Annotated in this window: 19 protein-coding genes and 1 tRNA gene; 10 read left to right on the forward strand and 10 right to left on the reverse strand. The window is 37.4% G+C overall.

Annotation, left to right across the window (positions count from 1 at the left end):
* Positions 1 to 118: 118 nt before the first annotated feature.
* From SVZ03_17130 to SVZ03_17140, 3 genes are all read left to right on the forward strand, one after another.
* Positions 119 to 2,785, forward strand: coding sequence for a hypothetical protein (locus tag SVZ03_17130; GenBank protein MDY6935928.1), 2,667 nt, complete (start codon positions 119 to 121; stop codon positions 2,783 to 2,785).
* A complete protein-coding gene (rpe, locus tag SVZ03_17135; GenBank protein MDY6935929.1) occupies positions 2,782 to 3,450 on the forward strand; it encodes a ribulose-phosphate 3-epimerase in 669 nt (222 codons plus the stop codon). Before SVZ03_17130 ends, rpe begins: the two co-directional genes overlap by 4 nt.
* A 408-nt stretch (positions 3,451 to 3,858) precedes the next feature.
* Complete coding sequence (locus tag SVZ03_17140) at positions 3,859 to 4,971, forward strand: radical SAM protein (protein MDY6935930.1); 1,113 nt, start codon at positions 3,859 to 3,861, stop codon at positions 4,969 to 4,971.
* Between the two features lie 61 nt (positions 4,972 to 5,032).
* On the opposite strand, the gene SVZ03_17145 is transcribed toward SVZ03_17140, so the two are convergent.
* Both SVZ03_17145 and SVZ03_17150 read right to left on the reverse strand, forming a co-directional pair.
* Positions 5,033 to 7,051 (reverse strand): putative glycoside hydrolase, encoded by a 2,019-nt coding sequence (locus tag SVZ03_17145; GenBank protein MDY6935931.1) that lies wholly within the window; start codon positions 7,049 to 7,051, stop codon positions 5,033 to 5,035.
* Complete coding sequence (locus tag SVZ03_17150; GenBank protein ID MDY6935932.1) at positions 7,023 to 8,717, reverse strand: DNA repair helicase XPB; 1,695 nt, start codon at positions 8,715 to 8,717, stop codon at positions 7,023 to 7,025. Before SVZ03_17150 ends, SVZ03_17145 begins: the two co-directional genes overlap by 29 nt.
* Positions 8,718 to 9,784: 1,067 nt before the next feature.
* On the opposite strand from SVZ03_17150, the gene SVZ03_17155 reads away from it, so the two are divergent.
* Positions 9,785 to 10,087 carry a DDE-type integrase/transposase/recombinase gene (locus tag SVZ03_17155; protein ID MDY6935933.1) on the forward strand — a complete coding sequence of 101 codons (303 nt, stop codon included), beginning with the start codon at positions 9,785 to 9,787 and terminating at the stop codon, positions 10,085 to 10,087.
* The gene (locus SVZ03_17160) at positions 10,088 to 10,318 is read left to right on the forward strand and encodes an integrase core domain-containing protein (protein MDY6935934.1); all 231 of its coding nucleotides are present in this window, start codon (positions 10,088 to 10,090) and stop codon (positions 10,316 to 10,318) included. It begins immediately after the preceding gene.
* A gap of 856 nt (positions 10,319 to 11,174) precedes the next feature.
* Here the strand turns inward: SVZ03_17160 and SVZ03_17165 are convergent.
* Together SVZ03_17165 and SVZ03_17170 are read right to left on the reverse strand one after the other, a co-directional pair.
* Positions 11,175 to 11,639 carry a hypothetical protein gene (locus tag SVZ03_17165; GenBank protein MDY6935935.1) on the reverse strand — a complete coding sequence of 155 codons (465 nt, stop codon included), beginning with the start codon at positions 11,637 to 11,639 and terminating at the stop codon, positions 11,175 to 11,177.
* Positions 11,640 to 12,080: 441 nt separating this feature from the next.
* A complete protein-coding gene (locus tag SVZ03_17170; protein MDY6935936.1) occupies positions 12,081 to 12,773 on the reverse strand; it encodes a hypothetical protein in 693 nt (230 codons plus the stop codon).
* A gap of 806 nt (positions 12,774 to 13,579) precedes the next feature.
* Here SVZ03_17170 and SVZ03_17175 point away from each other — a divergent pair.
* Positions 13,580 to 15,148, forward strand: coding sequence for a radical SAM protein (locus SVZ03_17175; protein MDY6935937.1), 1,569 nt, complete (start codon positions 13,580 to 13,582; stop codon positions 15,146 to 15,148).
* 155 nt (positions 15,149 to 15,303) lie between these two features.
* Here the strand turns inward: SVZ03_17175 and SVZ03_17180 are convergent, their stop codons facing one another.
* Together SVZ03_17180 and SVZ03_17185 are read right to left on the reverse strand one after the other, a co-directional pair.
* Positions 15,304 to 16,113, reverse strand: coding sequence for a class I SAM-dependent methyltransferase (locus tag SVZ03_17180; protein MDY6935938.1), 810 nt, complete (start codon positions 16,111 to 16,113; stop codon positions 15,304 to 15,306).
* An 89-nt stretch (positions 16,114 to 16,202) separates the two neighbouring features.
* Positions 16,203 to 17,660 carry a putative glycoside hydrolase gene (locus tag SVZ03_17185; protein MDY6935939.1) on the reverse strand — a complete coding sequence of 486 codons (1,458 nt, stop codon included), beginning with the start codon at positions 17,658 to 17,660 and terminating at the stop codon, positions 16,203 to 16,205.
* 416 nt (positions 17,661 to 18,076) lie between these two features.
* Between SVZ03_17185 and SVZ03_17190 the strand changes: the two genes are divergently transcribed.
* The 4 genes from SVZ03_17190 to SVZ03_17205 all read left to right on the forward strand — a co-directional run bounded on the left by SVZ03_17190 (position 18,077) and on the right by SVZ03_17205 (position 21,708).
* A complete protein-coding gene (locus SVZ03_17190; GenBank protein MDY6935940.1) occupies positions 18,077 to 18,850 on the forward strand; it encodes an ABC transporter permease in 774 nt (257 codons plus the stop codon).
* Positions 18,851 to 18,984: 134 nt separating this feature from the next.
* Positions 18,985 to 19,746, forward strand: a complete 762-nt coding sequence (locus tag SVZ03_17195; protein MDY6935941.1) for an ATP-binding cassette domain-containing protein — start codon at positions 18,985 to 18,987, stop codon at positions 19,744 to 19,746.
* Positions 19,747 to 19,860: 114 nt separating this feature from the next.
* Positions 19,861 to 20,544 (forward strand): MlaD family protein, encoded by a 684-nt coding sequence (locus SVZ03_17200; GenBank protein MDY6935942.1) that lies wholly within the window; start codon positions 19,861 to 19,863, stop codon positions 20,542 to 20,544.
* A gap of 288 nt (positions 20,545 to 20,832) precedes the next feature.
* Positions 20,833 to 21,708 carry a glycosyltransferase family A protein gene (locus SVZ03_17205; protein ID MDY6935943.1) on the forward strand — a complete coding sequence of 292 codons (876 nt, stop codon included), beginning with the start codon at positions 20,833 to 20,835 and terminating at the stop codon, positions 21,706 to 21,708.
* On the opposite strand, the gene SVZ03_17210 is transcribed toward SVZ03_17205, so the two are convergent.
* From SVZ03_17210 to purF, 4 genes are all read right to left on the reverse strand, one after another.
* Positions 21,644 to 22,732, reverse strand: a complete 1,089-nt coding sequence (locus SVZ03_17210; GenBank protein MDY6935944.1) for a hypothetical protein — start codon at positions 22,730 to 22,732, stop codon at positions 21,644 to 21,646. The two genes, SVZ03_17205 and SVZ03_17210, sit on opposite strands and share 65 nt — an antisense overlap.
* Positions 22,733 to 22,735: 3 nt before the next feature.
* On the reverse strand, positions 22,736 to 23,743 hold the full coding sequence (locus SVZ03_17215) for an RNA polymerase sigma factor RpoD/SigA (GenBank protein ID MDY6935945.1): 1,008 nt from the start codon (positions 23,741 to 23,743) through the stop codon (positions 22,736 to 22,738).
* A gap of 240 nt (positions 23,744 to 23,983) precedes the next feature.
* A tRNA-Trp gene (locus SVZ03_17220) sits at positions 23,984 to 24,056 on the reverse strand.
* A 45-nt stretch (positions 24,057 to 24,101) separates the two neighbouring features.
* Complete coding sequence (gene purF / locus SVZ03_17225) at positions 24,102 to 25,565, reverse strand: amidophosphoribosyltransferase (GenBank protein MDY6935946.1); 1,464 nt, start codon at positions 25,563 to 25,565, stop codon at positions 24,102 to 24,104.
* Positions 25,566 to 25,625 lie beyond the last annotated feature (60 nt).

Below are 25,625 nucleotides of genomic sequence, written 5' to 3' on the forward strand. Positions count from 1 at the left end.
ATTTCATTTATTGATTTACAAATAAACTTTCTCTTCTATATAATGATAAAATCATTCATCACTATTATACAATACATCATATTAATTTACTAATCAGCCACATATTTATCAATAAAAAATGACAAAAAATATACATACTGACCAATATTTTCAAAAAATAAGCTCGAACCTGCCATTTTCAGAGGAGAGTGGACAAAGAACCCCATTTTTCAGTAGTGTAAAAAATATACAGAACATTTTTTTTCAACTGCTGTGGTATTTCAAAGGCTTAAGTGAATCTAATCATCTGAAATTATTTTATAAAGAGAGTATATTAAGGCTATGCAGGATAATTCTATTTACATCAGTAATGATTATTTTCATAGAGGGGAAAGGCGCCGGAACGGTAACATCAGTCACACTTACTCCTGACACCCCCACCACCCTTTCCAACACCCTGGGATATTATCTTGCCGGTATCACATACAGTTTTGATGTGCATGTAATTGATCCTGATATCGCAGGATGGGGCGAAATGACAGATGTTAGGATAACAATTCCCAATTTGACAGATATCGTTGTGGCAATAAATCCCTCAGGAACAGGAGCCCAGACTATAAACACAAACACCGGGCCTGTTGATGCAAGCGCAACGATTGGGGGAAGTGACACATACAACGATTTCACTGTCACCTTTAGCATTACCATAAGATGGGATACCGCTGAATCAGCATGGGCCGCCTTAAGAAATACCGTCGCATCCGCCACCAGCACAAATCCCATCCTAAACACCGACACTGATACTGTAAACGTCTCTTACGGGGTCTGTTCAAGCATCAAAATTCTGAACTTTGTTCAGGATGGAGATGCCGCTGATGGGATGATCAATCCCTATAACAGTGACAGTGGTTTTAGTGTTTCTGGTGATGTGGTATACAATGTCCCAGGCGCTTCTGTTTCTGATCGTATAAATGATGTCAACTTGGGAGAATGTACTTCGACTGATCTTCTGCTTGATGGCGGAGCAACTGTATTTTCGAATGTAGGCGATGCTGATGAGCCGGACTTCACTATTGATTCAGTCGATGCTACCCTTGTTACTCTTGGAAATCATACATGGAGGGTGAGATCAACAATGACGACGGCCGGAGGGCCTGAGGATTCAATAAACAGCCTGGCAATCTCAACTGACAGAGTCCTTGTTACAGGACTCTCGGTATCTCAGGGTGACGGAAGGGATGTGGGCAATTATCACTGGCGCAGCCTTCTGGTCCCAGGAACAGTCTTCACGGTTACTGCCAGGATGCAGAACAGCGGGGGGGGGATGGTAGGCAATACCACTTTTACCGTTGATTATAATGATGGAACTGAATTCGACATCACCATCCCCAACGGCAGCACAAACGCAAGCGTAATAATCCCTTCCGCCTCCATACCCCCTGAGGGCTCAGGGAATACAAACAGCTACACCTACTATGTTTCGCACATCACGAACAACAGCCATGGAGAACAGGGCGATGGCACCTTTGGAGCAAATCTTTCACAGATCATTGATTCCTCTTATCCAGCAGCCCCTTACTCTTATTATGACCCACAATACATATGGTGGGAGAATGGGGATCCTCCCCCAAATCAGCCGACCAGCGCGCTAACAAGGCAGAGGGAGGTGACATCAGCCACATCCATCTCGGTCTATTGGGATCCGATCGACACATCAACCGGTTCAGCGGATGGAGATTTTTACGAATATCGAATCTATTTCAGAGAAGCGAACACTGGCGATCCATACCTCCAGTGGGATGGCGATGATGATGATACACTTAGAGATTCCTCTGACACAATTACAAATAATCCTTGGCCTGCCCCGACCTCCGACTCCAATCTAAATTTCGACTCCAATGGATGGAAATATACCTCCATACCCAATCTAAAAATATATACTCAATATGAATACTATATAACAGCGGTTGACCTCTTTGGCAATGAGACGCCAGCCCCTTCCGCACCCTATGCGACAAGAACTCAACCCTTCTCAATTGAGATAGGATTATCGGATGGAATAACATCATACACCAACGATAGCTTTACTGACCTGACCCCCACCCTGCGGCCCTTAAGGGAGACGAACATCAAGGTAGAGATCAACATAGTGACATCCGAGGAACTGCCCGATACTGTCAAGGTATGGTTTGCCTCCGGGGACATAAACACATCCCCTGATATAATATCGTCTACCAATACTGTAAATCAAGGCGCCTTTTCTCAGAATACACTCTTCTCCTCAACAGCGCAAAAAATCGGCTCCAACCAATGGGTTGCATATCTTCCCACAACAGCTCCCATAATCAGATATGGAAACTCTATAAGATTTATTGTTGAAGCGACAAGTGACAGTATATCAGCATTTTCCGATTCTGAAATTGAACCCTATCCAAACCAGAATCCGAACGATGATGAATGGACATTCTACATCGGCTTTCAGCCAACATTTAGGCCCTGGCCTGCACGAATTCTGAATAATGTAATCACCAACAGAACCCCATTGGCATATCCGGCCTATTTCCTATCCAATGACGCCTTTGTCACCATAACGGTTTACGATATAAAGGGAAGGCCGGTTGCGACCCTCTTGGACAACGCATACAGGCTTGGAGGCCAGAATATCAAGGAACAGGGCTGGCGTGGGACAAACAAGAATCATAGAAAGCTTGGAGTTGGACTATACTATATTCATTTCAAGGCCAAGCGAGCCTCTGATGGAAGAGTTATACTTAATAAGATGAAGAAGGTGGTAATTGCAAAATGAACCATAAAAAAATTTCTCCCTCAATTCTCTCAGCCGATTTCAGTAAATTAGGAGAGGAGGTAAAGGCTGTGGAATCAGCCGGCGCTGACTATATCCATATCGATGTTATGGATGGACAATTTGTGCCCAACATTACAATTGGGCCATTGGTTGTAAAGGCCGTAAAGGGGATGACCCGATTGCCTCTGGATGTCCATCTGATGATTGTGGAGCCGGACCGTTATATTGATGACTTCATTTCAGCTGGAAGCGACATCATCACAGTTCATGTTGAAGCCGATGTTCATCTGCATCGAACCATAAGCTACCTAAAGGATAAAGGCATGAGGGCGGGGGTGGCGCTGAATCCCTCTACCCCAATATCAGCTATCGATTGCATATTGGAATATGTGGATATGGTTGTGATTATGAGCGTTAACCCAGGTTTTGGCGGTCAAAAATTTATTGAAAACTCGCTAAAAAAAATAGATATGCTGCACAGACTTATGAAGAATATGGATGCGAATATTGAGATAGAGGTGGATGGAGGGATCAACATAGACAATATTGAGAAGATTTCTTCAGCAGGCGCCAATGTCTTTGTATCCGGATCAGGAATATATGGAACCGATGATTATAAAAGAACCATTGATATCATGCGGGAACGAATTCAGCCGGAGGGTTAGCATATGATATGATCAGCTCATTGATCGCTTTCTCACCGTATGCCCCGCAAAGAAAGATTAAGGCCCCAGGGAGAGTCACTCATTTTTGGGAAGTGTTTCATAACTTTGCGGAAGGCTCCCCTAACTTGGGGGAAGCTCTCCCCAGCTTGGGGGAAGCTCTCCCCAGCTTGGGGGAAGCTCTCCCCAACTTAGGGGAAAGACTCCCCAACTTGGGGGAAAGACTCCCCAGCTTGGGGGAAGGTCTCCCCAACTTGGGGAAAGCTCTCCCCAACTTGGGGGAAGGTCTCCCCAACTTGGGGGAAAGACTCCCCAAATTAGGGAAAAGACTCCCCTAACTGGGTAAAAGCTGTCTTATTATGTTCAACTATTAATTCTTCATGAGGGATTAATGAATATGGGAGGAGCAAGATGGAAAGGGATGAGAATAGACAAAACTTTATCGATATTACAAGGGAAAAATACTATAAAGCAGCATCAGAAGCCAAACCGCTCTTCTGCTGGTTTAGCCTCACTGATATATGCAATCTAGATTGCAAATACTGCTTCATTGAAGCAAAATATCATCCTCCAGATTCACCTGAGCCGATGCATCATAAACTCAGCACTAAGGAGGTATGTAATATTATTGATAATATTGCTGAAGCCGGGACTGAGATTGTGATGTTTGCAGGAGGAGAGCCAACCCTGAGAGAGGATCTGATTGAGATAGTCAGCTATACCTCAAGACGTCTGAGTGTGGCCATGAATACTAATGGTTATCTGTCAGATGAACGCCTATGCTGGAGCCTGGCCAGGGCCGGGCTGTCTCAGGTAAAGGTTAGCGTGGATGGCCTTCAGGAGAATCACGACTGGAACAGGGGCCAAGGCTCGTTCCAGAAGACAATGAAGGCATTGACGAACTATAGGATTGCCGGAATTCCCAAGGTGATGCTGATCATGACACTCTCCAGCAACAATTATGATGAATTGGAAAGCATGGTGCGGCTTTCTATGGAAATGGGAGTGGATTTTACAATGGTTGAATTTTTGCCCATTGGCAAGGCATCCGAGAAGCATGAATGGGCGCTGACCAGGGATCAGATAGAAAAGGCTCAGAAATACCTGTCTGAAGCACAGAAGATGTATGGATGGCAGAGGATCGCTTTTGAAAACCGCTATATTGTTGGTGATGACGAGGTGTGCAAGGGAATATGTATGGATCCCAATATGGGCTGCGGCTTTTATGACTTCTGCGTGGGGTGTATCAGCGGACTATACAGCTACTGCATAACAGATTCCGGAAAGATTGTGGCAGGTGACATTATGGATATCGTGGCAGGCGATTTAATGAAGGAAAGCCTTAAGGACATCTGGGAAGGCGCTGAGATATTCAAAATTTTAAGAAACAGAGAGAATCTCAAGGGTAAGTGCGGGAGGTGTCAGTATAAGTACATTTGCGGAGGATGCAGGAGAAGAGCCTATACATATACCGGCGATATAATGGCCTCAGATCCCGGATGCTGGCGAAATAGCAGTGATTGATAAAAATAAAAAGCATAAATGAATACCTATGAAAATCCCCTATCTATCAAGTCAATAGCAATTACTCGATATTGCTCGCTGTCAATGGGGATAATGCCTTTCGAACCATTTTGTAATCGCCACGCGCATTCCATAGGGTAAATCCGCAACAACCACTCTCAAAAACGCCGCGAATTTGATTATTTATGTAACCCTTGCCCCATGTGGGAGATGACATCCGGAAGGCCTGTATATATGGACGCAGGAGGGCGCTTTCTGCCACAAGTTTTTTAGCCCTCTTTCCGCTATGAAAAACGATTCGATAAGGACGTAGTTCCCTTGGCCCCTTCATATAGAATTTTTTGCCAAAATGAGATGGATAGACCATTGGACAGATGACATCCACAATCTTAGCAAACTCCTCAATATCCTGCCCGATCCAGTTTCCAAAGTGATACCATGCATTGTAGCCATATACATCCACTGAGATCGGAATAGCGATCTTCTCCCGCGCCTTCCTCAAGAAATGGATCATAACCTCTGACTTATATACATCCTTCTCATCGTTATATCTGTAATCGCAACGACTGATGGGGCCGTCGGATGGAAATCTTATATAATCAAACTGTATTTCATCAAAACCCAGATGTTCTATCTCCGCCGCAATATCGATGTTGTATTGTTTCACAAAATCCGAGTGCGGATCAACCCAGAATTCACGCGAATTACCCTTCCAGGGCTTTTTCATTTTTTTATCCCATATGGCATATTTATTATTATAGGCCCTGTATAGACATCTGTCCTTAAATACTACGATCCGGGCTATTGAATATATCCCATTCCCCTTTAATATCTCCAGATATTTAGCAATATCAGGAAATCCTTTCACAGCCCCAATCTCCTTGGCATATCTGTTTTCAGACGGCGAAAAGATATAACCCAGGTCATCCTTCATATCAATTACTATCGAATTCAGATTGCAGGCCTTCATAGTCTCCAATAAACCGTTAAAATTTTTCTTTGTTGACCAAATGCTGGAATATATACCCCTCTTCCCTGAAGCCCTTGAGGATAATTCATTATTCTTTTGATATCTAAAATCATTGATATGATAATAAATTGAGGGAGATTCTCCGGTTCTATCTACTATAAAGAGAGATAGGGGGCTAAGGTTTTCTGGAATTCGACTTCGCAGTGTATTAAAACTGACTATTGACCACCGTCTGCTCGCCAAGTCCATTCTGTATACCCCAATACTGGTGGAGACAAAGAGATATTTTCTAAAGGGAATAACTCCATATATATCGACCATATCCTTTTTTTCTATGGGCATATTTAAATTGCTCCACGACTTGCCCTTATCTGATGATATGTAAATACCGCCGGAAAAACTTAAACCCGCATAGAGTGTATTTTGGTCGCTGTTGTCAAATGCAATCACAGATATTTCCTCAGAAAAGCATAGCTTCCCTGCATAGGGCTCCCTTGGAAGGCCTGAGGAAGAACTTACAAAACGCGTATTCCTCTTCTTATACAATCCATTAAAGGATGTGCCGGTATAGAATTCAGATGTATTATCTCTCACAGCAAGAGCGGTGATATAATTTCTCTTTTTTAATCCATTCATAGATACAATACCCCAGCCCTTCCCGCCATCAATTGTTTTAAAGATCGTATGCTTCGTTGCCAGAACCATAACATCAGGATTATCATCATCTATGTCAATTGCTGATATCTTTCTATATTCAGTATTATTTGACAGACCATATCTCGCAAGAAAATCAGGGGTATTCAGGTCCTTCCACCTGTATTCCTGATTTTCGAATCTGAAGATGCCGGAATTCCCAGTTATCAGATATAGATTTTTATTCTTGTCAATTAACATCTTTTCAGGAATAAAATCCATTGGCAATCCCATGTTAAAATTTTGCCAACTGTGACCCTCATCTCCTGAGATCAGTAGCCCCCTCTCCGCTGACAATAGGATAACCTGCATGTCAGATGAATACAGCATGGGCACATGGAACATAATTAAAATTGGCAACAGAAATAAGATTAAATAGACTAAAAGATTAATTCGATTTTGCCTTGAACTTTTCATCAACCATTTCCCTATTTAGAATAATATAAGAATACCCCTGCTCAGTGAGGAATAGCTGTCTCTTAAGAGAGAAGGTCTCCTCTACGGAATTTGCTGTAACGATAGTATAGAAGTAGGCGCTGTTGTCGTCCTTCTTGAGACGCAGGATCCTCCCCAATCTCTGAGCCTCTTCCTGACGGGATCCGAAGGTGCCGGAAACCTGAATTGCCACACTTGCATCCGGAAGGTCAACTGCAAAATTTGCCACCTTTGATACAATGAGTCTCTTTAGCTCGCCCCTTCTAAAAGCAGAGTATAAGGTCTCCCTCTCTGGCACAGGGATCTTCCCGGTAATTATCGGAAACCTGAATCTTTTTGCTAACTCATTTAATTGTGATATGTACTGCCCTATTATCAGAATTTGCGCATCTTTGTGGTAATCTATAATCTTTTGAACTATCCTTAATTTTTCCGGATTTTCCGAAGCTATTCTGAACTTATCTCTCTCAGGAGCAACTGAATAATTATACCTCTGTGATTCGGGAAGATCTATCTTTATCTCTGTGCAAAGGGCCTCTGCAATCCAGTTTGCCTTTTCCAATACCTTCCAGGGCATATCATACTTTTTGGGACCGATCAAGCTGAATACATCTGATTCCATCCCATCTTCTCTAATAAGAGTCGCTGTAAGCCCCAACCTTCTCTTTGATTGTATTTCAGAGGTCATTCTGAATATTGGAGCCGGAAGCAGATGTACCTCATCATAAATGATAAGCCCCCAATTCTTTGATCTGAATAGATCAAAATGCAGAAAATCATCCTTTTTGTTTTTTCTATATGTCAGTATATGATAAGTCGCAATCGTTATAGGCCTTATCTCCTTCTTCTCACCGGAGAATTCACCAATCGCATCAACTGATAGACTCGTCTTCCCCAACAGCTCTTCCTTCCATTGTCTTAATGCTACTGTATTTGCCACCAATATAAGGGATTGGGTCTGCATAAGAGAGATCACTCCAATTCCTACTATGGTTTTTCCCGCTCCGCAAGGAAGAACAACAACACCGCTGCCGCCATCAGGCCCGCCTCCTCTATGAAATGCATTTATTGCATTCTGCTGATAATCCCGTATAATAAATGGGATATTCCCTGACATAAATTTTCTAAGCTCTAATATACATAAATCACCATCTTCATAGCCAGCTAAATCTTCAACAGGATACCCAATCTTAATCAGAGCCTGTTTCACATGACCTCGAAGGTTATGCTTCACCTTAACACTGTAATCATCAATTACCTTATCAACATATTGCTCAATCCCTTTTGTATGAATAATCTCCTTAATGATAAGGGGATCAGCGGCCCTTAAAACCAGAGTGTCCTCTACCTTTTCAAGTTTCAAAAGACCATATCTTCTCAACTGTTCTTTTATTGTGAGCAAAACACTCTGAGGGACTGGATAACGCGAGTAACATTTTAACTTTTTAATAATCTCTTCAAATATGAGTCCTGATGATGCGGCATTCCAGAGGGATAGTGGGGTGATTCTGTATGTATGCATATGCTCAGGGCTCTTCTCCAACTCTGCAAAGGGGGAAATCGCATCCCTGGCATTCTCAAAATCGGGATTATCAACCTCAAGCAGTAATGTATTATCGCTTTGTACTATTAAGGGTTTTTGTTGCATATTAATTATTGATCTATTATCTTCCTGATGCTCAAGGTTTAATTTTAGGGATAATATTTATGTCCAGTTATGTCAGGATTTTTTTGAGATATGCTACTCAGTAAAACCTGATCTATAACAATTGATTAGGATTGAATAATAATTTAATATTTCGATACACCGCCATAAGACAACAAGCTATTCATTATGACTCATTTCTATATTTTGAAAACATATTTTTGTCAAACTATTATTTATAGTAAGGTCATTTATGAAAGCTGAGGGGTACTTGAGGAAGACTATCAACTCATTCTGAACAAAATGGCAAGAACCTTTTGACTATATTCTATATTTGCTGCATCAATTTAATCTTAGGATTGATTCCTATACATTAACAGGTAGTATTATTTTCTCTATATTGATTACCCTCCCCTAAACCCTCCTTCTGATCGTCAGGCTTGTCTTCTATAATAATAATGCAGTTGCTCCCCTTTTCAGGACACTTAGTTAAGCATATTACCGATAATAAGTTTCAAGGAGTATGTAATGATTTCAAGAAGAAACTACGACAGATAATTTAAAATTGACGCAGTTGAATTACTAAAGAGAAGCGGGAAGACTGCAGTAGAAATATCACAAGAATTAGGTATAAAGAGTGATTTATTATCAAGATGGAAAAGGGAATTTGATGAAGAGAACAAATTACCACTTTCAGGTCAGGGTAATCCTATAGATGAGGAGTTAACCCGATTAAGGAAAGAGAATGCAAATCTTACGATGGAGCGTGAAATACTAAAAAAAGCCTCGGCCATTTTCTAAACACCCGGGAAATGAAATATCAATACAAGAAAAATAATAGCAATATTTTTCCAGTTAAGAAAATGGCCGAAGTATTACAAGTCTCTCGAAGCAGCTATTATGGCTGGTTAAAATCAAAATATAGCAATCATGAGCTTTGGGATATAAAATTATTGAAAGAGATTAGAAGTATATTTAAATCAAATCGTTGTAAATATGGGAGTCCGAGAATATATAGAAATCTGAAAGGCACAAAATATTCCTGATCAAGGGGACGAATAGTGAGAATTATGCGGAAGAACAATATAGTAGCCCGAAAGAAATGTAAATATAAGATTACCAAGTATTCGTCCCATAATTATTCAGTATCTCCGAATCTTATTAATCGTAATTTCACAGTTGATGCAGCTAATGTTTGTTGGGTAAGCGATATAAGTTATATATCTACAAGTGAAGGCTGGCTCTATCTCTGTATAATTCTTGATTTGTTTTATAGAATGATTGTAGGCCGGTCAATGGCATCTCATATTAGAGCTGATCTTGCTATAGATGCACTGACTATAGCTGTTACTCATAGGAAACCGAATCCTTGATTGATTTTTCATTCAAATAGAGAAATTCAGTATGCATCTGAATCATTTAGAGAAAAATCGAAAACATATAAAATGGTTCAGAGCATGAGTAGAAAGGGAGATTGCTGGGATAATGCATGTGCTGAAAGTTTCTTCTCAACATTAAAGATGGAGGAAGTCTATAAAAGAAATTATAAGACCAGAAAAGAGGCACAAGAATTTATTTTTGAATATATTGAGTTCTTTTTATAATAGACAGATGATCCATTCTTATTTTGACCATATGAGTCCTGCAAAGTATGAAGAATTGCAGCTTAAAAATATAGCTTAGCAATGTGTCCAGAAAAACGGGGCAAACCCAGTTTCTTTTAAAACTAAAATTTGATTTGGCAACTTTTTAAAATATTTTGTTGTATCATTCCATACAATGCGTCGCAAAATATTCTGAAGATCCCTACTTGATGTATCAGCCTTATTTCTTATTACTTTTTCACATATCATGTTTATTGCGATGTGGGTCAGTAGGGCATAGGCAAAACAAACAAGATGCAGGTGTGTAACTACAGCCTTATATGAACGATTTTGATAACACCTGAACCCCAAAAGCTGTTTAGCATCTTTAAAAAATATTTCTATATTCCAGCGTGCATCATATGATTTGATTATATCCGATGCTTTCAATTCCGGATGATCAGTCACTCAACAGAGTATAGTTTTCTCAAATTTTTTTTGGAATAAATTATGTGAACAGTTCCCAATCTGCTCAGCTCAAGCCAACCTGTATCAACATATTTAAAAAACCGCGACTCTGTTTTCTTTGGGAATCTTCATTATTAATTTTTTTCTTGTCTTGTAACAATATGAACCATAAAAACCTGATCTCAACTTTTTTCCTCTCTTTTGGTATTCCTGTTGGATTTTAAGACTGATACGAAAGGAAAATCTTTCTTACGGCATGCTTTTACTACAGTGGGACTCAGTTAGAAAATATCAAAAAAAACTATAACCGGAATTCCTTCTGGCAGTGTAAATGATTGAATTAAGTCAGCCGCAGGTTCTGTTAATTTTTAAATGCAATGCTGAGTTCTTCACAGTCTTTATCTTTTACTTATAATCTGATATCAAATGGAATAGTAATATCTCTGACTCGTAATGTAGCTTTGACATACTGATGACTCCATGTTGATTTCTTGATTAGCGGACCGTAGACCCAGTCAAGGGTATCCATCTTTTTACCTCGTTTCCATTTTTTCGAGTCATCAAGTGTTAAATATATCGTGTCCTTTTTAGTGAGTTTGAGGGATCTGAGTAAATCATATGCTTTATGCGCTAACACTGCCTTCGGATTCCATCGTGCAACATTCACACAATTACTAAACCGCGTTAGGTGGCTGAAATTACTATTGTCAAGATAATTACAAAGTGATGTAATATTTTTATTATCCTGGGATATTGCAATGAGAAGCAATAATATCCGAAAATACTTGAAATGATCAAAACAAAATTCAGTTTTCAAAGAGCGAAAAAAAATCTCCAGACTGGAATGGAAACGGACGATTTTGACCATAACCATAAAGGTAATAACTCCTATGAAATTTTGGTTGGATACTTTTTTCATCGGTAGTTTTACCTCTATTTGTCTTTTCCCTCCATCAGCCAAGTTGAGTAATAACAAACTAATAAATAAACAGGTAACTGCTATATAAGTGATTGGTAAAGAAAGTTGCTCACATAGTCACCCCTTCAAATGCATTAGTCTTTATAGAATAGAATCAAGATGAGACTTCTGCTTTCATAGAACCTGGACAATGGCATCTGTCAAACAGTATCTAAATACAATAAGATAATATCGTTTATGAGCTTCTATAAATTCATTTTTCATTATAATAGCTGTTTTTATCAGAAGAAGTCACAAGTAATAATTGAAATGACATGTAAATTGAAAGGAACTGCTTATCTAAAGATAAAGATACACCAGCTTGATTTAATTGCCATGCCGATAAAGCTCATTAATTTAATTGAATTCTTGTTGCTCATAAGCGCTTGTCTTTTGTGCGGAGAATCTATCCTTTGCCATTTTAATATACTTTTCCTTTCTAACCATTCTTTGCATTCCTTTCATCATATCAATTAAAGAATTTTTGAAAAACAAGTTTATGATTGTAGCAGGCAGATGCCCCCTAATATTTACCTTTGATTGATAAGAAAAGAATGTCCTGTTTGGATCAACCCTTTTATAATCCCAATGCCCCAATAGTTCCATTCTCACATATTTTTTTTTAAAGGTTACCTTACTCTCATTTGTGGGATTAAAATAATGAATATATGTTCCATTATCAAAATCAATCGCACTTTTAACTTCAAACACAGCAAGCCTGTCTGAAACAGGCCATGGTAAATTTGTGATGGTATAAAAAACAAGATTATAATCATCATCCTTATGGTCGTATCCAGAATCTTTACATTTAGGCATCCAATAAATATAGGCAGGTATATCAATTAGAACCTCTGCCACAACCTCAACAGGTGCATCAATATATGCAATAGCTAAACATTCCTTGATATTGCTTCCATCAACATCCTTGGTATACACATTAATCCCATCCTTACTTTTTGCTAATTCCCAATCGTTACCTGCGAGTGATATTGAATAAAATATTATAAGAAAAGAGGTAATCCCCCAAAAAAAGTTAAATCCATCTTTCATTGGTTCCTCACTATATTCCCCTTAGTATATATTTATTACAATTATTCTGATAAACAACAATAGAAATAAACAATAGAAGACTTCAAATAAGTCAACCATAATATTCCCACTGGAATAAACGCGTGAATTGATAAGCCGAAGTGAAGGGGTGCGGGAGTAAGGTTAGTTATTCAATTTTGTGATTCCCTTTATCCTAAAACTGATGAAACCATGCTGAAATACCAGAAGATTCCCGCACTTCGACCGAATTGACAAAAGATATAATTTACTAATTCGAAATATTTATTCATTACCTATTCCATACATAAAATAGACTTGATGTATTTCATTACTCATACAATTAGTATTTTATATCATAGGCTGAATGAATTGACTTTAATAGTTAATTATACCGAAAATATTCTATAATCAGCACTAAAAACAAGGCTCTTAACTCCTTGTGGAGGATTTTAACAAATAATCTCACCATACTATTGCTTTGGGGATGGATATTTATACGGAAGAAAATTAAATGGGTAGGTTACACTATTTTGTACATGTCATTCCGGTTGATACGAAGTGGAATACCGGAATCTCTATATTGAAAGAAATATATTCATTAGAGACTCCCCCCTCCCTAGGAATAACATAGATTAGAACATTTCATTTTAAATTAACTACTACTATTTATGCTTATTAATAAAATCGATATTTTTATTGACACAAAAATATATTAGATCATTATATCCAAAATTTATAATAAATATATAGATGCATAATTTACCTCGCCACATCTATTTTTGATAATAATATAAAGGAGAACTTAAATGAAAGTGCTTCTAGTAAATCCGGAATACCCTTTTGAAGAATCACCAACACCACCCTTTGGTTTGATGTCACTAGCGGCATATCTCCTTGAGAAAGGAGTGGAAGTCAGGATTGAGGACTATATTGTTACTCCATGCAACAGAGAACAAATCCAGGGTGTAATTGATGAATATAAACCAGAAGTTGTTGGAGCAACCGGCGTCACCATGAACATCAATACCTCCCTAAAAGTCCTGAAGATATATAAGGAATTAGATCCTAATATTGTAACATTGATAGGTGGCCCTCACGTTACCTTTGACGCAGATAATATACTTAATAATCATAGCTTTTTAGATTATATTGTCAGGGGTGAAGGCGAGTTAACCACAATTGAACTTCTTGATAGCCTTGGTTCAAGCTCTTCATTAAAAAATAAGGTAAAAGGGATAAGCTATTGTGATAATGAATCGATTATTCATAACGAACCCAGAAGCTTTATTGATGATATCAACATTTTACCATTTCCAGCCCGTCATCTTGCTCCATTAAGCAAATATCGAGCCTTAGGTTTTCCAATAAATATGACAACCTCTAGAGGTTGCCCCTATGAATGCATCTTCTGTGTTGGCAGAAAGATGATGGGCAAGAAGATGAGGATGTTTGATGTTGACAGAGTTGTAGATGAATTTGAGATATTGGCTTCTATGGGATTTAAGCAAATAAACCTTGTTGATGATCTCTTTACCTCAAAAAAAAGTAGATGCATGGATATCTGTAATGGCATCATTAAGAGAGGCATATCTCATAAATGGACCGCATTTTCTCGAGTTAATACAATTACTGAGGAACTCTTAGAAAAGATGAAGGAAGCAGGGTGCACTATGCTCTGTTTTGGGATAGAGAGTGGAGACCAGAATATTTTAAATACAATCAAGAAAAAAACCACTATTGATCAAATTCAGAATGCAATTGATCTATGTGAAAAGGTCGGGATAGGCCCAATGAGTTCATATATTTTAGGCCTTCCTGGAGAAAGTCGAGAAACTGCAAAAAAATCTCATGATTTCGCCAGAAATTTAAATCTTAATCATGGCTTCCATATACTCTCCCCATTCCCTGGGACTGAAGTCAGAGACAAACATGATGAGTACGAGATGACAATAATGACAGATGACTGGGACAAATATGACGCGAATCAGGCTATTGCAGCAACCAAATACTTGACTTGTGAAGAGATCAACCAATTAGGACAAGAAATGAATTCATTTGCAGAGGAGCGAGTTTCGGAAATATTTGATAAAAGTAAAAACAAAAAGCCAATGACCGAGATTGAGATACAATTTATTAATGGTGTAATAACATTCTCATTTGCTCATGATTTAATTAAGATGAGACTCGTTGAATCATATCCCGGTTGTAAAAACGGCAATGATATGAATACAATAATTGATGATTTCATTCATTACATTGAAAAGCATACAAAATTCACCAAGGAAGATATTCGGGATAGGCTTATTAATCTATTTTCGAATAATTGCCTAAAGATTGATGGTATAAAAGGGGAGACAGAGATTAGGTGGGTGTAAGAGAATAATCAATGCAGCACTATTACAACCCTCTATGTTGATTCTATCAAGGAGTGTAAATTAGTAGAAAATGACCCATTTTACTCTTTAAAAAAAGAGAATACCAAACCCCAGTTAATAAATAATATTAAATTATATCAATAAAAAATCTTTTACTACTTTTTTACTCTTATCATCAATACCACACCGAAATGCCTTAAAAAGGGAAATCTTTGATTTGCTAAATATTCTAGTCTATCGGAAAACCTTTTTAATGCCCTGTGAAATCTCTTTGGAATAATTATATATTGCCATGTCCATTTTGTATGGAAGTTCCATGGAAGTCGGAACTCATGAGCAGTTATCTCAAATTCTTTAAATAATCCCCTGCATATTTTTTCAATCTCTCCTATTCTATAAAACCTCATCCTTATCGGGTCCTTGACCCTGAAGAGATGAATACTGATGAATTGGAGAAGGCCAAAGAGCAAGTTTTCAGGCGCAAATCTACCAGGAACTCGAATATTGGCAACACCTCCGGATTTGAGAATCCTCTCAACCTCTTTAAGGACCTCTAAACCATTTTCTTTTGAAAGATGTTGTAACACCAAGAGTGAATAAATCATATCAAAACTATTATTGCGAAAGGGCAAAGTGGTGCCATCTCCCCTGATTAATATGGGGGAATGGCCATTGTTACTCAGGTGTCTCGCTGAAAGTTCAAGCATATTCTGAGAAATATCCAATCCAATGCAATCAATACCAGCATCCATAACCGGCTTCAACACCCTCCCCCAACCACACCCCAAATCCAACACTATATCTCCCTTATTTATTGGAAATGGGGGTGGCGCATCCAAAAGATCTCCATAGAAATCTCTTAACAGCACTTCAACACCCAGAGTAATAAAATGAGCATCCCTCAATGCCCCCTCCTCCCAGACCTTTATATATTCTCTCATAAAATCCTTTTCTCTTACTATCAAATCACTATCCTCTTTTGTAACATTGATAAAGATTCATCTGCTTGAAAGATTTCAGGATGAACCTCAAAATCATTTAATTGCTCAGATATTCAGCGATCCAGCTTGCTGTATGCCATATGAGATAAGGCTTGATATACGGTATCATAATTATTTCTTGAATTCCAGAACATATACCCTACAGCTCCAGCATCCCTACATGCCAATATTTCCTCTAATATATAATACTTATTGTATAAAGTGGTTCTCCATTTGAATGCCTGCAACCAAGGACGAACAGCCTTCCCACCTGATAAAGCAGTTACCTTCCTGCATCCATTATAAATGAAATAGTATGGGTGGTCTCCAGGTTTTTCAAATCCTTCAAAATGATCCTCAAAATGGGAGGGATAAAGCATAGGAGATAAAATATCGCAATACTGTGAGAGAATTTCAACCTTCTGTCCAGTATTTCGAATGTCCACCTTCTTCCCCCAAGCTACAACTCCAAAGATATCAATTGATAAAAGTGTATTTCTAGGCGAGATTTCATTATAAGCCCTTTTAAGGAAATGAGCGATGGTTTCCTCATTAGACATTCTGCCAAAGTGGTATTTAAAGTCAGCATCCCTGATGTTGCCCACAGTCGGAAATCTGATATAATCAAATTGTATCTCATCAACTCCCTTATCTGCAAGCTCTATTGCTAAGGCGATGTTATAATCTTGAACCATTTTATTTGATGGGTCACACCACAATTCCTTTGATCCGTAGTTCCAAATTCCGCCTGTACTCCTTGACCTAATAGCAAAATTTGGATTCCTTCTGCAAATCAAATGATCCCTAAAAACTGAAATCCTTACAATAATATATATATTATTCTCCCTTAAAATCCTGATCAGCTTATCAATATCATCAATACTTCTCTTATCGTGTGTTCTATATTGTTGGACATCTGACACCCTACTATAATAATTTACAACACCAACTACATCCTTAGCATCAAATACAATAGCATTTATCCCTACCTCCTTGAGTCTCTTAATAGTCTGTACTATATTTTCGCTGCCAATTGAATAACCTGTAAAATACAGTCCTCTGACATATTTTATTTCCGGTTTCTTTCTCTTCTTATAGTCAAGCAGAAATGTAGGCAGAGAGGAAGGTATATAGAGTACAGTATCCCTTTGAATAGTATTCCTGCCAATACTATTATATTCTTTGATCGCCATCTTCAGTTGATATATTTTGTAAAAGTGTGTGTAGGCTATAGCCTTTTCTGCAATCTCCCTAATCCTTATCCTCTTCATCGCCTTGTAGAATAACATATGTCCTGAATGGATGAAACCCTCTGGAAGATTAGCAAATGTCTTCTTATATCTTTTGCAATAGGCCGGATCTATTATCTTATAATTTGGCTCTTTGGGAATGACCGATTCATACACATTTACCAGAAAGTTCGTTATGGAATCATAATAAAAACCTATCCCAATAAAATATATATTTAATAATACTATAACCGGGATTAGGATGATGATTGATAATAGTATATTTTTTTTTCTAATTGACATTTGAATAAAAAGTACACTATAGTAATAGTGTATAGGTATTAAACAAAATTAACTCAACAAATAATATTTCATTTATAACGAATTTATAGAGTGGGAGGCTTATCCAAACACTCATCTTCTAATAGACTATTCGTATATGCTATGTCCTGTTAATCACAGTTTCCTTTTTGATCAGAGAACCAAATTAAGTTAAGATTGTCCCAATTGGCAATTTATTAGTGAAAAAATCAACCAAAAAATATCTGTATACTCAACTTGTAGGGAATGACTATAGCTATCCCCTCCGACCTTTAGTCGCGGGAGATATTTAATGCATTTTAATTCACCCCAATCTTCACTAAAATCCTATTCCGATGTGAAGAGGAAAGCCTAGGGAGGGATCATTTTTTAGTTCTTTACTGTAACAAGTCTGATATATGTCAGTCATTATAAAAAAAATAATATCTCTATATCAAGGGCAAAAAAAATTTTGTTCCTTTCTAATCTCAATATTAATATCCTTCAAGTCAATTAAACACCTTCGATTTCGGTCTATTTATTCTATTGCCATTGATCAGACAAAATACACTGGAATAGACGCATTGCCGATCATAGTATCCATCGCACTGCTTATTGGAGGGACGGTTATAATCCAGGCAACAAAAAATTTTCCGAAATTCGGGATTGAAGAATTTATCGGCAATCTTCTTGTAATTATTATTGCACGGGAAGTTGGACCACTTACAACCGCTATCATTGTGATCAGCAGGTCCGGCTCAGCCATCGCTGCAGAGATAGCAACCCAAAAACAGGACAAGGCGATATTATCCCTAGAGTTAATGGGAATTGATACAAAACTCTATATTGTTTTTCCCAGAATCATTGCATCTATTTTAGCGTTCTTTTCACTCATTATTATCTTTGACATAGTAGCCTTTTTCGGCGGATATCTAATCTCTCTCACCTCTGTATTTATTCCCTTAAGCTCTTTCATCGAGACATTACTCAGCTCATTCAGTTTTGAGGATTTGACAATAACAATAACGAAGAGTATAATTTATGGTATACTTATTCCTATCATATGCTGTTATTATGGATTTATGCCAAGGTCCAATTTCGAGATCCCAATCGTTGTTAGAAAAGCGGTTGTGAGAACGCTGGTTATTATTGTTATTATAAATGCTTTTATATCTGCATTGTTCTATTATTAGATATATTACATATAAAATAATTTTTCTCTTACATTCTTCACTGAAACAGTGATTAATGGATGATGACTAATAGTCATTGGATAAATTTAGTATACATATCATTATTGTATCATTAGTATACAAATAGGCTAATAATGGAAGAGGTTGACATACTGAAAATCGAAGGAGTATCATATGAATCGGATAGAAGGGGATCTTTATATGATATTTCCTTTTCAATAAAAAGGGGTGAATTTGTAGTAATTTTTGGGCCTGAGGATTCAGGTATTGAACTCATCTGCCCACTTATAGCTGGGATTGTTGAAAAATTTGAAGGAGATATATATTACGAGGACAAGTCGATTAAAACTTTTGATTATATAGAGAAACATATATATAAAAAAAAATTAGGCTATCTTCAAAGGGGATATGGATTGATAAACAATATGTCAATGGAGGCCAATATCTCCCTGCCACTAAAATATCATTCTCAATTGTCAAATTTGGAGATAAATGACATAGTCGAAAAATATATCAAAGAGATGAATCTCGATCATTGCAGAGGTTTAAGGCCTATTGATCTCTCAAATTCAGAAGCCCTGAAGATAGCCTATGCAAGATCAATAGCATTAGATCCTGATCTTCTCCTGATTGAGCATCCTTTTGAAGGACAATGCCTTATAAACTCACAGACATTTATTAACAGCTTGAAAAGATACTCCACCTGCTTGAAAAAATCTGTAATCTTTATTACATATGAACCGCAATACTTTATAGACCTTTCACATACCTTTATAATGTTCTATGATGGTAGAATAGTGTTTGCTGGGTCAAAAAATGAGTTTAGAATAGCTGAAAACCGATACTTGTCGCAATATCTCCAAGCATCATGTGAAGGGCCCATGAATATTTTATAGATATCTATAATATTCACAGACTATAATATATAAATTGAATATACTAATGTCTATTCAACATAAAGTGTATAAGTATATTTTAGATTATTACTGGAAATCAAGGGAATCTCAGAGATGAAACTTGAAAAAAATGAATCTAGGGTTGGTATCTTTATACTCCTTCCAATCATCATACTTCTTCTTTTTATTATGCTAAAACTTGGATATTCACTGGCAAGCGATACTATCGATGTCTATTTGAAGATAGATAACATTACCTCCATTAAAGAGGGTACTCAAGTAAAGATAAAGGGATACACTATCGGCAGGGTTGTTGATATTAAACCGGTATATAAACCTTCATTACACTTCCTGGCCCTAATGAGGATTAAGGACAATATTGAATTATTTGAAGATTGCTCTGCTATCATTCAGAACCAAAATATCATCGGTGAGCCTGTTATTGAGATAAGAAATCCAGAAAGAAAGGGTAATCCCTTAAAGGACGGCTCTGTAGTTGAAGGGATTGAATATGTTAATTTAGAAGTTATATTGCATGATGTACATGTATTGCTGACAACGCTATCAGAAACAGCTGATGTAATAAAAGGCATATCTATTGAAAGCAGGGGTAATCTGAGATCGCTAATCAGCAATCTATCAACCAGTGTATCCACCATAAACCAGATCCTTCTAATCTCACAGAAGGATATTATCTCGATCCTCTCCTCCTTTAGAGCAACAGCTAAAACAATGAATGAGATATCAGAAGAGTTGAAAAAACATCCAGTTAAATTTCTTTTCAAGGGGAAGAAATAATTGCAGCACTCACCCTAATCAACTTCTAATTATAATCATATAACTCTTTCTGGCTCTAAGACAGTGCCAATCCTCAATTATTCCTATTAGTGAGGTGATAGACTTTATATAAACGGCTGATTTTCATATCCTATTTATTAGGGACATAGGGCAAATGAAATAATTTATCAATAAAGGCTTTATCTTTATAATAATTAATTGAAAATATGCCACTGATATCAATATTTCTGAATTGACATTTCTGTTTTATCCTCATTGCATTTAAAATATGGGATAGGATTATAGGAGATGCCATTCTTTTCTGTAATAATACCAACATACAACAGATACGAATCTCTGAAAAAAGCGATCGATTTCCTGTTAATACACCAGACCTTCCGGGATTTCGAATTAATTGTTGTGGATGATGGATCAACTGATGAGACACATCAAATTGAAGATGAATACAGAGATCAACTTGTTTATATTAAACAGAAAAATTATGGTGTCAGCAAGGCCAGAAATGTAGGCATAGCCAATTCAAACTCTCCATATATATCATTTCATGATTCTGATGACCTATGGTATCCCAGAAAATTAGAAAATCAATATATGTATATTCTCAACAATCCAGATTTTTTAATAAATCAGACTGATGAAATATGGATAAGGGATGGGGTGAGAGTAAATCCCATGAAAAAGCACAGGAAGAGGGAGGGAGATATATTTCTTGACTCATTGGAGTTATGCCTTATCAGTCCCTCATGTGTGGCAATGACGAGAGAGCTATTTGAGCGATATGGCTTATTTGATGAGAATCTTCCAGTTTGCGAAGATTACGATCTCTGGCTTAGAATAACGCTGAAGGAGAGGGTAGGATTAATAGATAAAAAACTCGTAATTAAATACGGAGGGCATGAGTCGCAGCTTTCAAAAAAATATTGGGGGATGGACAGATTCAGGGTATATTCTATTATCAAACTCTTAATCCATCACGGAAATGAGATTAATCCTGAGTATCAGGACAGAGCAATAGAGGTTGCAAAAAAGAAATGTGCAATCCTCCTGCAGGGAGCCCTGAGGAGACAAAATGATGTATTTGCAGATACAATTAAAAAAATTATTGAGTGTATTGACAACTATAACTATAACAGAATAAGCCTTGAGAACCTCTTAAAAATATAATCGAATCATCAACACAGGCTTCCACAAATGACTCACCTGCATACACCTGCGAAAATAACAGGATGCCATCACTACGAAATATCAATAATTGAGCCACCCCATCTTCACCTGTATAACCTGTCACGCATATGCCATTAGAGCAATCAATGTTTGACATGCCATCCCTCTTATTCGGGATGTTAATAGTATTCAAGATTATACCATCCGCCCCAAGTAATAATATTCTGTTATAATCAATTACTGTGACTCCCCCCTCATCCGATATATTGATCCCTGTCTTCGTGAGATGAACATGTTGTAAGGAGATTGTATATATCTCATTTTTTATTATATTAACTAATCTTATAAAATCTCCTTTATTATTCCCATAATGAATTACAAGTAGATTGCCATAGCTGTTCACAGCCATACCCTTAACTATCGAATTGCCGGGCACAACCTCCTCATTTATTATAAATCCTTCTGAATTGATAAGATAGTAGCTTCCGTCCAGAAATCCTATACATGCAAAGTCGGTATATTTTGAAAAGGCTATTATTGTACAGACCCTACCAGTAATTCTTCGAACACCCATCTCTTTTCCATTATAATCTACAATTCTAATACGGCTATGATCACCATTCATTAAAAGAATAAATTTTCCATTATAGGATACGTAGGGATATTCTCGAGAAGCGATCTTCCAGAACCTTTCGCAATGAGTATTTAAAAACTCAATTCTATTTCCCACCTTCTCATATTGTACAAAGTATTCACCATCCCCACTAACAGATATAAGCCTGCCGTTATTATTATGCCTTGTTATCAACTCACCTGTTCCGGATAGGACAAAAAATTCTTTATTGGTTTTAATTGGAGGTATTTTGTTATTGATGAATTTAGGGGAATTAGATCTCTGGATATTTTCTATTGCATCAATCCTGCCATGCCATTGGGGATAAATCTCTATGCCCACTTTCAGTTGCCATAATGGGAGAAGGCATAATATGAAACCAATGAAAAATCCCACTAAGAGATATTTCATCCCTTATTCTCTAAGAAAACTTTTTAATTTCTGACTTCTGGATGGATGTCTCAATTGTCTGATCGCCTTTTTCTCAATCTGCCTGATTCTCTCTTTGGTGAGATGAAATTTGTCTCCAATCTCCTGAAGAGACATGGGGGTATAACCATCGAGCCCGAATCTCATTTTTAATATTTCTTTTTCTGAGGAGGATAGGGTATTTAGCACTGACTCTAAGGCTTCCTTTAAAGACTCGTCAAATACCTTTTTGTCAGGTGATTCGATTCTTGAGTCCTCGATCATACCCACATAGGTTGTATCCTCTGAATCTCCATAAGTTGAGTCAAGTGAAATGAAATCCTGAGTAATACTCCTCAGGCGATTCACCTCTTCATCATCCAGGTTTAGTCCTTCAGCTATCTCAGAGGGATTGGGTTCCCTTCCAAGATGATTCTCTAACTTTCTTCTAACCTTCTCAATCCTCTGTATATCTGCAGTTCTATTTAGGGGGAGTCTAATTAGTGAGGTCTTCTGAGATATTGCAAGTAAAATTGCCTGTCGAATCCACCATATTGCATAGGAAATAAAATGAAAGCCCTTATCTGGATCAAATTTATCGGCAGCTCTAATAAGCCCCATATTACCCTCATTGATTAGATCGAGTAGAGATATACCGCTTGTTTGATACTTCTTTGCTATTGTCACAACAAATCTTAAGTTCGCCTTTATCAAACACTCTTTAGATTTTTCATTACCATCAATACTCTCTCTGGCAAGCCTTTCTTCCTGGTCTCTTGGAAGAAGGGGGATTTTATTAATTTGTTCCAGATACCAGGAAATTGAAGAATCCTTATAATCATCGATCTTTTTCTTCTTAGATCTTTTTTTAGTAGTCTTCGAAATCATTTCTTTGTCTTTAACTTCTTCATCAGATTCGCATTCTTTTATCTGATCCTTGATGATTTCTTCATCTACCTTAGGATCCTCTTTTCCCTTCCTTTTATCAAATTGCTTCTCAGATTCTTTTGCCATAATAGGTCCTAAATTGTATTGGCAAAGCTGATATTCTCCATATTATTTCAAATAACAGAATCAATTACCTTAAACTTTAATTATATTCACAATATTGTTTCAATATACACCATTTATTTGAAATTCAAGGGCACAAGGTTACTACAATTTTATTTTCCGTGCCAAATTAAGCAAAATATATAATTTATTCCTTAATTAAAATCAATTAAACCACTATATATCTACAATTAAGCTAATATTCAGGTCCTGCAGGACTCGAACCCGCAATCCCCGGTTTTGGAGACCGGTGCCTTACCAGTTAGGCTAAGGACCTTTGTTCCACTTAAGGACATCCAATCATCATATATGTCAAGTACTTTTAATAATATTCGCTCATCGCAACATCCTCAAATAAATATTTTTGATTATCCTGAGATTGCACAAATTCTACTGGATAATCTCCATCAAAACATGCGGTACAAAATTGCATTTCAGGTTTATCTACAGCGCTTAACATTGACTTAATTGAAAGGTATTCTATTGATTCCACCCTTAGATATTTTCTTATTTCCTCTATGGTGTGTGATGAAGCAATAAGTTCACTATGAGTTGGAATATCTATTCCATAGAAGCATGGGAATTTTGTGGGCGGCGCAGATATCCTGATATGAATCTCTTTGGCGCCAGCCCTTCTAAACATCTTGATGATCTTTCTCATCGTTGTGCCCCTCATTATTGAATCATCAACCACTACTATCCTTTTATTCATAACAGCAGACCGAATAACATTATACTTTATTTTAGCGCCAAAATCCCTGATTCTTTGAGAAGGTTCAATAAATGTTCTACCAATATAATGACTTCTTATCATTCCAATCTCATAGGGAATACCTGATTCCCGAGAATAGCCCAGCGCTGCTGAGATAGAAGAGTCCGGAATAGGGACAATGATATCAGCCTCTATCGGTGATTGCTTTGCAAGCATTCTTCCCATGGCTATTCTCATCTCATGTACAGAATTACCAAAGATAATGCTATCAGGCCTAGAGAAATATATATACTCGAAGATGCAGAGTGATTGCTTCTCCTCCTGAAATGGAAAATATGATCTTATTCCATATTTTGATATTTCAAGCAACTCTCCAGGCTTTATCTCTCTCAAATATTCAGCATCAATTATATCAAAAGCACAGGTCTCAGATGCTAATACATAGGATTCCTTAAGTCTTCCCAATACAAGAGGACGGAATCCATAGGGATCTCTAACTGCATAGATATTACTCTTATTCATAATAAGAAGGGAATAAGCTCCCCGAAGCCTTCTTAGAGAGTAAATCAATGCTTCCAAAAAATCACTTATCCCAGATCTTGCCATAAGATGAACGATAACCTCAGTATCAATTGATGTCTGGAATATAGCGCCATCCCTCTCCAGATCGAAACGAAGCTCCCCAGCATTTACAATATTCCCATTATGAGATAATACAATTGGTCCAAGAATTGAATCAGTCCTAAAGGGTTGCGCATTTCTCAAAAAGGGTGATCCAGTTGTGGAATATCTATTATGTCCAATAGCCATATATCCCTGGAGTTTATTGATATGCTCCTCTTCAAATACCTCGATAACCTTCCCCATTCCAGCATACCTATATATATGATCCCCATCACATGATGCTATACCAGCCGATTCCTGCCCCCGGTGCTGAAGTGAATACAATCCCAGATAGGCGAGATTAGATGACTTCTGGTGTCCATAGACGCCAAAGACTCCACATTCATCATAGGGTCTCGGGCTAATAGATAGCCTGTTATATTTTCGTAATTTCAGTATATTTCTATTCATCATATCCAAATCTTTTCTATTCAACCTTTTACAATATTAGTTATTACACCATCGCTTTCG

The organism is Spirochaetota bacterium, from assembly GCA_034190085.1.
Taxonomy (GTDB): Bacteria; Spirochaetota; UBA4802; order UBA4802; family JAFGDQ01; genus JAXHTS01.

Coding starts and splice junctions, on each gene's coding strand:
- SVZ03_17130 (MDY6935928.1), top strand. CDS start 119: ATGACAAAAAATATACATACTGACCAATATTTTCAAAAAATAAGCTCG.
- rpe (MDY6935929.1), top strand. CDS start 2,782: ATGAACCATAAAAAAATTTCTCCCTCAATTCTCTCAGCCGATTTCAGT.
- SVZ03_17140 (MDY6935930.1), top strand. CDS start 3,859: ATGGAAAGGGATGAGAATAGACAAAACTTTATCGATATTACAAGGGAA.
- SVZ03_17145 (MDY6935931.1), bottom strand. CDS start 7,051: ATGAAAAGTTCAAGGCAAAATCGAATTAATCTTTTAGTCTATTTAATC.
- SVZ03_17150 (MDY6935932.1), bottom strand. CDS start 8,717: ATGCAACAAAAACCCTTAATAGTACAAAGCGATAATACATTACTGCTT.
- SVZ03_17155 (MDY6935933.1), top strand. CDS start 9,785: ATGCGGAAGAACAATATAGTAGCCCGAAAGAAATGTAAATATAAGATT.
- SVZ03_17165 (MDY6935935.1), bottom strand. CDS start 11,639: ATGGTTATGGTCAAAATCGTCCGTTTCCATTCCAGTCTGGAGATTTTT.
- SVZ03_17170 (MDY6935936.1), bottom strand. CDS start 12,773: ATGAAAGATGGATTTAACTTTTTTTGGGGGATTACCTCTTTTCTTATA.
- SVZ03_17175 (MDY6935937.1), top strand. CDS start 13,580: ATGAAAGTGCTTCTAGTAAATCCGGAATACCCTTTTGAAGAATCACCA.
- SVZ03_17185 (MDY6935939.1), bottom strand. CDS start 17,660: ATGTCAATTAGAAAAAAAAATATACTATTATCAATCATCATCCTAATC.
- SVZ03_17190 (MDY6935940.1), top strand. CDS start 18,077: ATGTCAGTCATTATAAAAAAAATAATATCTCTATATCAAGGGCAAAAA.
- SVZ03_17195 (MDY6935941.1), top strand. CDS start 18,985: ATGGAAGAGGTTGACATACTGAAAATCGAAGGAGTATCATATGAATCG.
- SVZ03_17200 (MDY6935942.1), top strand. CDS start 19,861: ATGAAACTTGAAAAAAATGAATCTAGGGTTGGTATCTTTATACTCCTT.
- SVZ03_17205 (MDY6935943.1), top strand. CDS start 20,833: ATGCCATTCTTTTCTGTAATAATACCAACATACAACAGATACGAATCT.
- SVZ03_17210 (MDY6935944.1), bottom strand. CDS start 22,732: ATGAAATATCTCTTAGTGGGATTTTTCATTGGTTTCATATTATGCCTT.
- SVZ03_17215 (MDY6935945.1), bottom strand. CDS start 23,743: ATGGCAAAAGAATCTGAGAAGCAATTTGATAAAAGGAAGGGAAAAGAG.
- purF (MDY6935946.1), bottom strand. CDS start 25,565: ATGAATAGAAATATACTGAAATTACGAAAATATAACAGGCTATCTATT.